The 12656-nt window shown below is 66.5% G+C and carries 15 protein-coding genes; 6 read left to right on the forward strand and 9 right to left on the reverse strand.

The features are described from left to right. Positions 1-63: 63 nt before the first annotated feature. The 7 genes from ACTJKF_RS09240 to ACTJKF_RS09270 all read right to left on the reverse strand — a co-directional run bounded on the left by ACTJKF_RS09240 (position 64) and on the right by ACTJKF_RS09270 (position 7311). Positions 64-1014 carry a sugar ABC transporter substrate-binding protein gene (locus ACTJKF_RS09240; RefSeq protein WP_440623255.1) on the reverse strand — a complete coding sequence of 317 codons (951 nt, stop codon included), beginning with the start codon at positions 1012-1014 and terminating at the stop codon, positions 64-66. 323 nt (positions 1015-1337) lie between these two features. Then, on the reverse strand, positions 1338-1724 hold the full coding sequence (locus ACTJKF_RS09245) for a DUF805 domain-containing protein (RefSeq protein ID WP_440623256.1): 387 nt from the start codon (positions 1722-1724) through the stop codon (positions 1338-1340). Positions 1725-2196: 472 nt separating this feature from the next. After that, positions 2197-3123 carry a CysB family HTH-type transcriptional regulator gene (locus tag ACTJKF_RS09250; protein ID WP_440623257.1) on the reverse strand — a complete coding sequence of 309 codons (927 nt, stop codon included), beginning with the start codon at positions 3121-3123 and terminating at the stop codon, positions 2197-2199. A gap of 80 nt (positions 3124-3203) precedes the next feature. Then, positions 3204-4265: a sulfate/molybdate ABC transporter ATP-binding protein gene (locus ACTJKF_RS09255; protein WP_440623258.1), complete on the reverse strand. Its 1062-nt coding sequence runs from the start codon at positions 4263-4265 to the stop codon at positions 3204-3206. A gap of 14 nt (positions 4266-4279) precedes the next feature. Beyond that, positions 4280-5227, reverse strand: coding sequence for a sulfate ABC transporter permease subunit CysW (gene cysW / locus ACTJKF_RS09260; protein ID WP_440623259.1), 948 nt, complete (start codon positions 5225-5227; stop codon positions 4280-4282). After that, complete coding sequence (gene cysT / locus ACTJKF_RS09265; protein ID WP_440623260.1) at positions 5224-6123, reverse strand: sulfate ABC transporter permease subunit CysT; 900 nt, start codon at positions 6121-6123, stop codon at positions 5224-5226. The genes cysW and cysT overlap by 4 nt, the downstream gene beginning before the upstream one ends. A gap of 150 nt (positions 6124-6273) precedes the next feature. Next, the gene (locus ACTJKF_RS09270) at positions 6274-7311 is read right to left on the reverse strand and encodes a sulfate ABC transporter substrate-binding protein (protein WP_440623261.1); all 1038 of its coding nucleotides are present in this window, start codon (positions 7309-7311) and stop codon (positions 6274-6276) included. 264 nt (positions 7312-7575) lie between these two features. Between ACTJKF_RS09270 and lexA the strand changes: the two genes are divergently transcribed. From lexA to ACTJKF_RS09285, 3 genes are read left to right on the forward strand one after another with little or no spacing between them, the layout of a single operon-like run. Next, a complete protein-coding gene (gene lexA / locus ACTJKF_RS09275; protein WP_006754655.1) occupies positions 7576-8223 on the forward strand; it encodes a transcriptional repressor LexA in 648 nt (215 codons plus the stop codon). Positions 8224-8249: 26 nt separating this feature from the next. Next, a complete protein-coding gene (locus tag ACTJKF_RS09280) occupies positions 8250-8588 on the forward strand; it encodes a hypothetical protein (RefSeq protein WP_440623262.1) in 339 nt (112 codons plus the stop codon). Between the two features lie 29 nt (positions 8589-8617). After that, complete coding sequence (locus ACTJKF_RS09285) at positions 8618-9334, forward strand: DUF2939 domain-containing protein (RefSeq protein ID WP_440623263.1); 717 nt, start codon at positions 8618-8620, stop codon at positions 9332-9334. Positions 9335-9439: 105 nt separating this feature from the next. Here the strand turns inward: ACTJKF_RS09285 and ACTJKF_RS09290 are convergent, their stop codons facing one another. Next, positions 9440-9937 carry a universal stress protein gene (locus ACTJKF_RS09290; RefSeq protein WP_440623264.1) on the reverse strand — a complete coding sequence of 166 codons (498 nt, stop codon included), beginning with the start codon at positions 9935-9937 and terminating at the stop codon, positions 9440-9442. Here ACTJKF_RS09290 and ACTJKF_RS09295 point away from each other — a divergent pair. The 3 genes from ACTJKF_RS09295 to ACTJKF_RS09305 all read left to right on the forward strand — a co-directional run bounded on the left by ACTJKF_RS09295 (position 9936) and on the right by ACTJKF_RS09305 (position 12021). Beyond that, positions 9936-10100, forward strand: coding sequence for a hypothetical protein (locus ACTJKF_RS09295; protein ID WP_440623265.1), 165 nt, complete (start codon positions 9936-9938; stop codon positions 10098-10100). The genes ACTJKF_RS09290 and ACTJKF_RS09295 overlap by 2 nt on opposite strands. Before the next feature lie 166 nt (positions 10101-10266). Further along, entirely contained in the window at positions 10267-11181 is a 915-nt protein-coding gene (gene nodI / locus ACTJKF_RS09300; protein WP_440623266.1) for a nodulation factor ABC transporter ATP-binding protein NodI, read from the forward strand. 6 nt (positions 11182-11187) lie between these two features. Then, complete coding sequence (locus tag ACTJKF_RS09305; protein WP_440623267.1) at positions 11188-12021, forward strand: ABC transporter permease; 834 nt, start codon at positions 11188-11190, stop codon at positions 12019-12021. 48 nt (positions 12022-12069) lie between these two features. Here ACTJKF_RS09305 and ACTJKF_RS09310 read toward each other — a convergent pair whose 3' ends face one another. Further along, positions 12070-12492, reverse strand: coding sequence for a hypothetical protein (locus ACTJKF_RS09310; protein WP_440623268.1), 423 nt, complete (start codon positions 12490-12492; stop codon positions 12070-12072). Positions 12493-12656 lie beyond the last annotated feature (164 nt).

Consider the following 12656-nt stretch of genomic DNA (forward strand, 5'->3'; position numbering starts at 1 on the left):
GCTCACCCCGTATAACGGCCACCGGACTGGATTCTTGAGGCCGGCGGCCGTGACGGCGCGGCGTTACTTCGTCACGAGATCCACCGGCGTCTCGACCACGCCGGACATGTCGGCCTGCTTGCGGTGCTCGGCGATCGCCTTGAGCGCCGTGTCGATGCCGAACACGGCCTGCTTCGCCGCGTATTGATCGGCGGTCGCGAGCACGCGGCCGTCCTTCAGCATCGGCTTGATCGCGTTGATGTTGTCGTAGCCGACCACGAACACCTTGCCCTGCTTGCCCGCCGCGCGGATGGCCGACACCGCGCCGATCGCCATGTTGTCGTTGCCGCACAGCAGCGCGCGCAGGTTCGGGTATTCGTTGAGCATCGCGGACGCGACCGCGTTGCCCTTGTCGATCTCCCATTCGCCCGACTGTACCGACACGACCTTCATCCCGCCCGCCTTCATCGCGTCCTGGAAGCCGGCCGTGCGCTGCTGCGCGTTGGTGGTCGTCGACACGCCTTCGATGATGCCGACCTGGTCGCCCGCCTTCAGCCGCTTCGCGAGGTAGTCGCCGATCTTGCGCGCGCCCTTGCGGTTGTCGGGGCCGACGAACGGCACGTTCAGGTTCTTCGATTTCAGCACGTCGGGATCGAGCCGGTTGTCGATGTTCACGACGATGATGCCCGCGTCGACCGCCTTCTTCACCACCGGCACGAGCGCCTTCGAATCAGCCGGCGCGAGCACGATCGCATCGACCTTCGACACGATCATCTGCTCGACGATGCGGATCTGGTTCGCGGTGTCGGTCTCGTCCTTGATGCCGTTCGTGATCAGGTCGAACTGGCTGGCGTTGTGCTTCTGGTATTCCTTCGCGCCGGTTTCCATCGTCAGGAAGAACTCGTTGGCGAGCGACTTCATCACGAGCGCGACCTTCGGCTTGGCCGCCGATTGCGCGTGAACGACCGGTGCGGCAACAACCGCGACGGCGGCAAGCGCGGCGGTCAGGAAGCGACGGCGGAAAAGGACCTTCATACACATCTCCTGGCGACTGGCCCCAACGGGCCGGATGGTTGTTTGACTGTTGTTTTAATGTGAGCAAACGTTTGCGCCACACTACCCGGGCATTGGCCATCGATGCTGCTTGTCGGTACCACGGAATGGAAGCGAGGCAGACGGCCGACTGCCTGGCGCGTGCTGTCGTCGACGCGCCACCGCCGGCGGGAAGCCGGCGGAGCGAAAGCTATGCTGTACCGTTTCGGTTCGACGCGCAACCCGTCTGATCAATAATTAAGGGTTTATTCGGAGCGTGCGGTTGCTCGTGGCGACGGCAGCGCAATGCGGCGTATTACGACGCGTCATGCCGGGTTCCGCGGCACCGCTTCGTCGCGATCGTCCGACGGCGGCGCGCCGAAGCGGTTCGCGTGCGGCGTGCCGGCGATGAAGCCGTTCATCACGAACAGCGCGATCGCGCCGACGATCGGCACGAAGATCAGCAGCATCCACCACCCCGACTTGTCGATGTCGTGCAGCCGCTTCACGCCGACCGCGATCGACGCCCACACCGAGACGACCGCGATCGCGAACAGCACGAGCATCGCCAGCAGCGGCAGATCGTCGCCCGACGAACCGCGCGAACCCGCATCGAAGATCGCGCTGAGCACGGCGTAGGCGACCGCGTAGATCCACCACGGCAAACGTCCGATCCGGCCTTCGAAGGAAAAGAGCAACCATTTCAGATTCATTGAGTGCCTCTTGGTCGTAGGGGATGCCTGGGCGCGTCGTGATGGTGAATATGGCGTGACCGGTTTTTTTCCGATCCGGCTCGTCCGTCGAACTCGCTTCGGGTCTTGTACTTGCCGCTTTCATTCGACACGGTGCGATGCGCCGCGCACCGCTGAACGCCCAAGCAGCCTGCCCGGCACCGCCGATGCGGTTTGCCGCCCCGTGTTCCGGCGCATTAAATCATATCTTCATGAAAATGGCCCGATCGACCGCGCTCGGGCCGACACACGCGAATGCGCCGTCTTGTCGTTCTGTTGATCGGCAAATGCGTGGCGGTCGCCGTTTTCGGCAAACCGGATCGTCGGCTACGACTTCGATCGAAGGCTCGACGCGCCGGCACGCGATGACGGCGGAACAAACCGGCGTCTTCGCGGCCGGATGCCATGTGTGCGGCGGCCGCCTGGCGCGCCCGCCGGAACGGCTGCTACCGCATCAGACCGCTTCGCGCAGCAGCCCCGCGATTTCCGCTTCGTTCAGCTGCGGCGCGAACATCTCGATCAGCCGATACGCATACGCGCGCAGGAACGCGCCCTTGCGCAACCCGACCCGCGTCGTGCTCGCCTCGAACAGGTGCTGCGTGTCGAGCGCGACGAGCCCCGTGTCGCGCTGCGGATCGAACGCCATCGCGGCGACGACGCCGATCCCCATCCCGAGTTCGACGTAGGTCTTGATCACGTCCGCGTCGATCGCGGTCAGCACGACGTCGGGCACGGCACCGGCCTGCGTGAACGCCTGGTCGATGTGCGAGCGGCCCGTGAAGTCCTGGTCGTACGTGATGATCGGGTACTCGGCGATTTCCTCGAGCGTCAGGTTCTCGCGGCCGACGAGCGGATGCCCCTTCGGCACGACCACCGTGTGGTGCCACGAATAGCACGGGAACGTGACGATGTCCGGATAGCGATCGAGCGCCTCGGTCGAGATGCCGAGATCGGCTTCGCCGTTCAGGATCATCTGCGCGATCTGCTGCGGGCTGCCCTGGCGCAGCGCGAGATGCACCTTCGGGAACACGTCGGTGAACTGGCGGATCACCTTCGGCAGCGCGTAGCGCGCCTGCGTGTGGGTCGTCGCGACGACGAGGTGGCCGCTGTCCTGGTCCGCGAACTGGCGCGCGACGCGGCGCAGGTTCTCGGCGTCGAGCAGCATCCGCTCGATCAGCTGGTGCACCGCCTTGCCCGGCTCCGTGAGCCCGGTGAGCCGCTTGCCGCGCCGGATGAAGATGTCGACGCCCAGTTCATCCTCGAGATCCTTGATCTGCTTCGACACGCCCGACTGCGACGTGTACAGCACGTTCGCGACTTCCGTCAGGTTCATGTTCTGACGCACGGCTTCGCGCACGAAACGCAATTGCTGAAAATTCATGGGTATGCCTCTTGGGCTGTCGTTGTTCGAATGTCGATTCGGGGCGGTATCCGCCCTCTTCTCTTGACCGGGTTCGGGCGTCAGTGTGCGGGAAATACACGGACCGCGCGCGGTACGGCCGTCGCGCCGTCGCCGACCTGCAGCGCGAGCGCACGCCACGCGTCGCGATCGAGTTCCGCTTCGAGCGCACCGCCCGTGCGCGCCTCGAGTTCGACGCGCACCGAGCCGCCGAGCGGAATCACGCGGCGCACGTCCACCGCGATGCCGTCGCGATGGCCGTCGCCGCCGGCCGGCCACAATTGCAGGTCGTGCGGCCGCACGTACGCGTTCGCGGGGCCCGCGAAGTCGGCGTCGACCGCGATCGGCGCCGCCGCCCCCTCGGCGACGAAGCCGTGCCCGGCGACCGTGCCCGGCAGCCGGTTCGCCGCGCCGAGAAACTCGTAGACGAATGCGCTTTGCGGATGATCGTAGACGTCCTGCGGGCTGCCGACCTGCTCCACATGGCCGCGGTTCAGCACGACGATCCGGTCGGCCACTTCCAGCGCTTCCTCCTGGTCATGCGTGACGAAGATCGTCGAGATGTGCAGGTCGTCGTGCAGACGACGCAGCCAGCCGCGCAGTTCCTTGCGCACCTTCGCGTCGAGCGCGCCGAACGGCTCGTCGAGCAGCAGCACCTTCGGCTCGACCGCGAGCGCGCGGGCCAGCGCGATCCGCTGGCGCTGGCCGCCCGACAGCTCGGACGGATAGCGCTGCGCGAGCCAGTCGAGCTGCACGAGCTTCAGCAGCTCGTGCACTTTCTCGCGGATCGCGGCATCCGACGGCCGCTCGCGGCGCGGCTTCACGCGCAGCCCGAACGCGACGTTCTCGAATACGGTCATGTGGCGGAACAGCGCGTAATGCTGGAACACGAAGCCGACCTGGCGATCGCGCGCGCCGACCGACGCGACGTCGAGCCCCTGCAGCACGACCTGGCCGGCGTCCGCGTGCTCGAGGCCCGCGATCACGCGCAGCAGCGTGGTCTTGCCGCAACCGGACGGCCCGAGCAGCGCGACGAGCTCGCCCGGCGGAAAGTCGAGCGACACGTTGTCGAGGGCGGTGAAATCGCCGAAGCGCTTCTGAAGGTGACGGACGGTGATACCCATTCTGGTTGCCTCTTTTACGATTTCGACGAAATGGCGGCGACGGGGCCGGCGTGAGCGGGAACGTCATCGCGCGCGCCGGCCAGTTCGGCGGCGAGATGACGCTCGGCGAGCAGCTTCAGCGCGAGCGTGACGAGCGCGAGCAGCGCCAGCACCGATGCCACCGCGAACGCCGCCGCGAAGTTGTATTCGTTGTACAGGATCTCGACGTGCAGCGGCATCGTGTCGGTCACGCCGCGGATGTGGCCGGACACGACCGACACCGCACCGAACTCGCCCATCGCGCGCGCATTGCACAGGATCACGCCGTACAGCAGGCCCCACTTCACGTTCGGCAGCGTCACGCGCCGGAAGATCTGCCAGCCCGACGCGCCGAGCACGCGCGCGGCCTCTTCCTCGTCGGTACCTTGCGCCTGCATCAGCGGGATCAGCTCGCGCGCGACGAACGGGAACGTGACGAAGATCGTCGCGAGCACGATGCCCGGCACCGCGAAGATGATCTGCACGTCGTGATCCTGCAGCCACGGGCCGAACCAGCCCTGCGCGCCGAACAGCAGCACGTAGACGAGGCCCGAGATCACCGGCGACACGGAAAACGGCAGGTCGATCAGCGTGGTCAGCAACGCCTTGCCGCGGAATTCGAACTTCGCGATTGCCCACGACGCGCACACGCCGAACACGAGATTGAGCGGCACCGCGATCACCGCGACGGTCAGCGTCAGCTTGATCGCCGACCACGCGTCGGGATCGGCGAGCGACGCGAGATAGAAGCCGACGCCCTTGCGCAGCGCCTCGAAGAACACCGCGGCGAGCGGCACGACGAGGAAGAACGCGAGGAACGCCAGCGCGACGCCGATCAGCAGCCAGCGCACGGCGCGCGACTCGCTGACGGGATCGAGCCGCTTCGCGGCGCGCGCGCGCGCGGCGGACGGGTTGTTCAGCACGGCACTCGACTCCTGGTTCATGGCTGGCCTCCTGCCGCGTTCGCGGCAACGCCGACGGCCGCCGGCGCCGGGCCGCTCGCGCCCTTGCTCGTCCTGCGCTGCAGATACCACTGCAGCGTGTTGATCAGGAGCAGCATCAGGAACGACACGACCAGCATCACGACCGCCAGCGCGGTCGCGCCTGCGTAGTCGTACTGCTCCAGCTTCGTGATGATGAGCAGCGACGTGATTTCGGATTTCATCGGCACGTTGCCGGCGATGAAGATCACCGACCCGTATTCGCCGAGCGCGCGCGCGAACGCGAGCGCGAAGCCGGTGAGCAGCGCCGGCAGCACGGCCGGCAGCACGACGCGGCGGAACGTCAGCCAGCGCGACGCGCCGAGGCACGCGGCGGCCTCTTCCTGCTCGCGTTCGAAATCCTCGAGCACCGGCTGCACGGTGCGCACGACGAACGGCAGCCCGATGAAGGTCAGCGCGACCAGCACGCCGACCGGCGTGAACGCGATCTTGATGCCGAACGGCGCGAGATACTGGCCGACCCAGCCCTTGGTCGCATAGACGGCCGCGAGCGAGATGCCGGCGACCGACGTCGGCAGCGCGAACGGCAGGTCGACGATCGCGTCGACGAGGCGCTTGAACGGGAACGTGTAGCGCACCAGCACCCACGCGACGAGAAAGCCGAACACGGCGTTGATCGCCGCGCCGCCCAGGGCGGAGGCAAACGTCAGCCGGTACGACGCGAGGACGCGCGGCGACGTGACGGCGGTGACGAACTGGTCCCACGACAGGGTCGCGGTCTTCAGGAACGTGGCGGCGAGCGGAATCAGCACCACGAGGCTCAAATAGGCCACCGTGATGCCGAGCGTCACGCCGAAACCGGGCAGCGCGCTCGGCTTGCGAAAGGTGTACGTCGTCATCGGATGCTCTTGCTGGGTGTTGCTGCTCACGGGTCCGGCGCGAACGCCGGCGCGGGAATCTCGCGCCGGCTGCCGGCCGGGGATGCGGCGCGCTGTCGTGGCGCGCCGCTGTCGTTATGGCTTGCTGCTTGCTGCCTGATGCGGCCGCGGTTACTGCGGCTTGTAGATCGAATCGAACACGCCGCCGTCCGCGAAATGCGTCTTCTGCGCATTCGTCCAGCCGCCGAAGGTGTCGTCGACCGTGTACAGCTTCAGCGTCGGGAACTGCTTCGTCAGCGCCGCCGGCACGTTCTTCGAACGCGGACGGTAATAGTTGCGCGCCGCGATCTCCTGGCCCTGCGGGCTGTAGAGGAAATTCAGGTAGGCCTCGGCCAGCTTGCGCGTGCCCTTCTTGTCGACCACCTTGTCGACCACCGCGACGGGCGGCTCGGCCAGGATGCTGACCGACGGCACGACGATCTCGAACTTGTCGGTGCCGAATTCCTTGATCGACAGGAACGCCTCGTTTTCCCATGCGATCAGCACGTCGCCGATCCCGCGCTGCACGAAGCTCGTCGTCGCGCCTCGCGCGCCCGAATCGAGCACGCCGGCGTTCTTGTAGAGCTTCGTCACGAACGCCTTCGCGCTCTGCTCGTTGCCGCCCGGCTTGTGCACGGCGTATGCCCAGGCGGCCAGGTAGTTCCAGCGCGCGCCGCCCGAGGTCTTCGGGTTCGGCGTGACGATCGAGATGCCCGGCCTGGTCAGGTCGTCCCAGTCCTTGATGCCCTTCGGATTGCCCTTGCGCACGAGGAACACGATCGTCGACGTGTACGGCGATGCGTTGTCCGGCAGGCGCTTTTGCCAGTCCTTGTTGACGAGGCCCTTGTTGGCGAGCGCGTCGATGTCGTACGCGAGCGCCAGCGTGACGACGTCGGCCTGCAAGCCGTCGAGCACCGAGCGCGCCTGCGCGCCCGAGCCGCCGTGCGACTGCTTGAAGTCGACCGTCTCGCCCGTCTTCGCCTTCCACACCTTGCCGAACGCCTGGTTGAAGTCCTGATACAGCTCGCGCGTCGGGTCGTACGACACGTTCAGGAACGTCGTATCGGCCTGCGCATGCGTCGCGACGCCCAGTACCGCCGCCGCGCCCAGCGCGAGTGTTGCGATCAGGCGGCCCACTGCGCCCGCCAGCCCCGTATTGCGCTTCGCCATCCTTGGTTCTCCCGTGTTGTCGGTATTGCGATGTCGGGCCAGTCTAACGAACGGGCTACATGATTAAAAATAATCGTTCTTCATTTTTTAATATTCAAAAGTGCTAACGCAGACGGGACGGACGGTTGCGGCGGATAAACCGACGTTTCGACGTCGCGAAATCGCGCCGGAACCGGCGTGATCGCGTCGAACCTCAAGTAACACTTGAAATTCGCGAAGTACTGTATAAAAATACAGCTCACTGTCTATCCATACAGTTCAGCCATGACCAAACTCACCGCCCGTCAGCAGCAAGTGTTCGACTTGATCCGCCGCGCGATCGAGCGCTCCGGTTTCCCGCCCACGCGTGCCGAGATCGCGGCCGAGCTCGGTTTCAGCTCGCCGAATGCGGCCGAGGAGCACCTCCGTGCGCTGGCGCGCAAGGGCGTGATCGAGCTGGCCGCCGGCGCGTCGCGCGGCATCCGCCTGCTCGGCATCGACGATGCGCCGCACCAGTTCACGCTGCCGCACGCCGGCCTGATGCAACTGTCGCTGCCGCTCGTCGGCCGGGTCGCGGCCGGTAGCCCGATCCTCGCGCAGGAACACATCTCCCAGCATTACGCATGCGATCCCGCGCTGTTCACGAGCAAGCCCGACTACCTGCTGAAGGTGCGCGGCCTGTCGATGCGCGACGCCGGCATTCTCGACGGCGACCTCCTCGCCGTGCAGAAGCGCACGGAAGCGAAGGACGGCCAGATCATCGTCGCCCGCCTCGGCGACGACGTCACGGTCAAGCGCCTGATGCGCCGGCCCGGCGGCCTCGAGCTGATCGCAGAGAACCCGGATTACGAAAACATCTTCGTCAAGGCCGGCAGCGCGGAATTCGCGCTGGAAGGCATCGCCGTCGGGCTGATCCGCTCGGGCGAACTCTGACAATCGGTCTCGCTGAGGAGAACATCATGGAACGCCTGTCCCGTCTGCTGCCTTTCCGTCAATTCGGCCGCCTGCGTCATCTGCGCGGCCGCACGCCCTGCGCGCCGCTGTCCGCCGCGGCGCCCGTGGTGAGCCAAGAAGTCGCAGTTGAACGGCAGGCGTCGCTGCTGCCGTCAGCGCTGCCCGCGTTCGCGCGGGTGTCGCTGAATGCCGGCCTCAATCACGCGGAACCGGCGCGTCGTGCGCCGGTGCGCGTCTATCACGGCCGCTCGCGCCTGATCATGGTCGGAACGATCGATGCCGTGTGCCGGATGATCGATCGCTGCATCGACGAGGAACGATCGGCCGCACACGGCGGTCTCTGATTGCGGAACCTGTCCGCACCGGAGGCATCGTGACTGGATCTTCGAGCCGCGCCCGGCGGCTCAAGCCCCTGCTGATCGTCGTGCTGGCCGTCGCCGCCCTGGTGGCGATCGGCTATGCATACGCGTCGCCGTACGTCGCGCTCGGTCGCCTGAAATCGGCGATCGACGCGCGCGATGCGCAGGCGGTCAGCGAATATGTCGATTTTCCGTCGCTGCGCATCAGCCTGAAGCAGCAGGTCACGGCAGAGTTGATGCGCCGGATCGACGCGGTGAAGAAGGACAATCCGTTCGCGGTGATCGGCGCGCTGATCGGTTCTGCATTGATCGGCCCGCTGGTCGATGCGTATGCAACGCCGGAAGGCGTGGCGGCGCTGATGAGCGGCATTCCGCCGCGCGGTAATCCGGGCGAACGGCCGCCCGACTGGTCGGGGCCGCCGTCCGGCGATGCGCCGGGCCATGCGCCGGCCACACCACCGGCCAATCCCGCGAGCCTCCCCGTACCGGGCAGCAGCGCCACCGCGTCAGCGGCGTCTGCGCCGGCCCCCACATCGGCACCCACATCGGCACCCGCGTCGGCCAGCCCGAGCGATGCAGGCCATCCGCAGCAAACGAGCGCCGGCTACCGGAATATCGATGAATTCGTCGTGACCTACCAGCGCAGCGCCGATGGCACGCGCTATGCGGCGATCTTCCATCGTGTCGGCCTGTTCTCGTGGAAGCTGTCCGCGATCGATCTGCACGCCTGAGCGTGCCGCGATCGAAATGGAGGCCGCCGTTGCGGCACGGCGCAAGACCAGCGTGAATCGCAGCGCGACCCAGCCGGTCAGGCAATCACGGCACGACTTGCCGTGTTACTTGCCGTTCGCAGTGGCCGCTTCGCGTTCGCGCGCGATCTCGGCCTTTTGCTCTTCCGCCGACGAACAGGCGACCAGAATGCTGCAGTTCACGCGATCGAGCAGTTGCGTATTGCCCGACCCCATCCACCACCTGGACAACCCGCTGCGGCACCGGTGGCCGACAACGACGAGGTCGGCCTTGATCTCCGTCGCGAGATTCGCGATTTCGTCGATCGGATAGCCGAACGCGAAATGGCCTTCCGCCTGAACGCCGCGCTCGCGCAGCCAGTTCACGCCTTCCTGCAGGATCTCGCGCGCCGTTTCCTCGAAACGGCCGCAGGCGACGTCGGTCAGCAGCCCTGCGCTTTGCGCGATGCTCGAGCGCATGTCGACGACCGACAGCAAATGCGTTTCCGCCTTCAGATCCATCGCGAGATTGGCGCCACAGCGCAATGCCTTGCGTCCTTCGAGCGTGCCGTCGTAGCACAGCAAAATCTTGTTGTAGCTAGCCATGAAACCTCCCTATCGCGACTACGTGCGCTATGCACTCATCATGGTGCGCCGCAATTCCGGACGCAAGGGATGGAAAACGCTGATTCGCCACGCGGGGCGCGTCGGCGATGATGCAGTGCACGATCCGTGCACGCCTGCACCGTGCCGCGCGGGCATGCCCTGAAGGGATGCGGCCGATGCACTAGAATGGCCCGTTCATGCCGTCGGCGCGCGTTCGCTTCGGCCATGTCGATCTGACAAGCATTCGTCCGATCCGTTCGCCTGCCCGCATGCCGGCCCGGCCGGCCACGAAGCCGAAAAACGCGCCCGCTTACAACGACAACCTGCCCATGTCCGTTGCACCGATCGAGTTCCGGAACGTCGAAAAGCGCTATGGCGACAAGCTCGTCGTCAACGACCTGTCCTTCCACGTCCAGGCCGGCGAATGCTACGGCCTGCTCGGGCCGAACGGCGCCGGCAAGACCACCACCCTGCGGATGCTGCTCGGCCTCGCGTATCCCGACGCGGGCGCCATTTCACTGTGCGGCGAACCCGTTCCGTCGCGCGCGCGGCATGCGCGCCAGCGAGTCGGCGTCGTCCCGCAGTTCGACAACCTCGACCCCGACTTCACGGTCCGCGAAAACCTGCTCGTGTTCAGCCGCTATTTCGGGATGTCCGCGCAGGCCGCACGCGCGCTCGTGCAGCCGCTGCTCGAATTCGCGAAGCTGGAAAACAAGGCCGATGCGAAGGTCGGCGAGTTGTCGGGCGGCATGAAGCGCCGGCTGACGCTCGCCCGTGCGCTCGTCAACGATCCCGACGTGCTGGTGCTCGACGAACCGACGACGGGCCTCGATCCGCAGGCGCGGCACCTGATGTGGGAGCGGTTGCGCTCGCTGCTCGCGCGCGGCAAGACGATCCTGATCACCACGCATTTCATGGAAGAAGCCGAGCGCCTGTGCGACCGACTGTGCGTGATCGAGGAAGGCCGCAAGATCGCCGAAGGCACGCCGCACGCATTGATCGAATCGGAGATCGGCTGCGACGTGATCGAGATCTACGGTCCCGATCCGGTCGCGCTGCGTGACGAACTGGCGGCGTTCGCGAAGCACACCGAGATCAGCGGCGAGACGCTGTTCTGCTACGTGACCGACCCCGAGCCGCTCAGCGCGCGGCTCAAGGGGCGCACGGGGTTGCGCTATCTGCATCGTCCGGCCAATCTGGAAGACGTGTTCCTGCGGCTCACCGGCCGCGACATGCAGGACTGATCGATCATGGACGTACGCAACTATTCCAGCGCCGCGCCGTCCGCACCGCCGCGCGAATCGCGCTTCGCGATCGCGCTGCCCGCGAATGCCACCAACTGGATCGCCGTGTGGCGGCGCAACTACCTCGTGTGGCGCAAGCTCGCGCTCGCGTCGCTGTTCGGCAATCTCGCCGATCCGATGATCTATCTGTTCGGGCTGGGATTCGGGCTCGGCCTGATGCTCGGCCACGTCGACGGCGTGTCGTACATCGCGTTCCTCGCGGCCGGCACCGTCGGTTCGAGCGTGATGATGTCCGCGAGCTTCGAGTCGATGTATTCGGGTTTCTCGCGGATGCACGTGCAGCGCACCTGGGAAGCGATCATGCACACGCCGCTCGCGCTCGGCGACATCGTGCTCGGCGAGATTGTCTGGGGGGCGAGCAAGGCACTGTTGTCGGGCGTCGCGATCATGCTGGTCGCGGGCCTGCTCGGCTATGCGCGGTTTCCGTCGATGCTCGCGGCGCTGCCCGTGATCGCGCTCGCCGGCCTCGCGTTCGCGAGCACCGCGATGATCGTCACCGCGCTCGCGCCGTCCTACGACTTCTTCATGTTCTATCAGACGCTCGTGCTGACGCCGATGCTGCTGCTGTCGGGCGTGTTCTTCCCGGTCACGCAATTGCCGCCGGTCGCGCAGCACGCGGCGCATGCGCTGCCGCTCGCGAACGCGGTCGAATTGATCCGGCCCGCGATGCTCGGCCGGCCGGCGGCGGACGTCGGCCTGCATCTCGCGGTGCTCGCCGGCTATGCAGTCGGCGGCTTCGTGGTGTCCGCGTGGCTGTTCCGGCGGCGGATGATGCGCTGACGGCCGGCGCGCCACGCGCCGGCTCGATGCGACGAAATCGGGACGACGTTATTCGTCGTCGTCACTCCACGGAATCTCGACGTCGGTCAGGAACGCGACGGTCGCGAGCGGGCCGCCTTCCTGGCGGCCGAGCTTGCCGTCCGCGCGATGCCATTCGACGCGGAACTGCGTACCCGGATCGTCGGCGACGAGATAGACCGCGCGCAGCTCTTCCGCGTCGGCTTCCTCCACCGGGCCGTCGAACGACACCAGCATCTTCTGCGGCCACAGGCCGTTCGCCGGATCGTAAATGCGGTCGCCCTGCGGAATGTCGATGCTGGCCTCGACGCCGATCGTGGCGGAGGCTTCGATGATCATCGTGCCGAGCGCGTTCAGCACGGCAGTCGCCCGCGCGGAATTGGCCTGGCGGATCGCGAGATCGCCGCGCGTCAGCGCCTTTTCGAGTCGAGGATGAATCTTCGGTTGGGTCATGCGTTTTCCTGTTTGCTTCTTGTAAAGGGCGCCGCACGCATGAAGCGGCAGCGCCGGATGAATACGACGGTTGCGCGGCGGGATCGGTCTGCACGCAACGCACAGCGGCAATCGCGCGCGTCCTTGGGTGCCGCCGGCAGCCGGGCCTGTCCGGCCCTGCCCGC

The sequence above is a fragment of the Burkholderia sp. 22313 genome (genome assembly GCF_052045245.1).
Classification (GTDB): domain Bacteria; phylum Pseudomonadota; class Gammaproteobacteria; order Burkholderiales; family Burkholderiaceae; genus Burkholderia.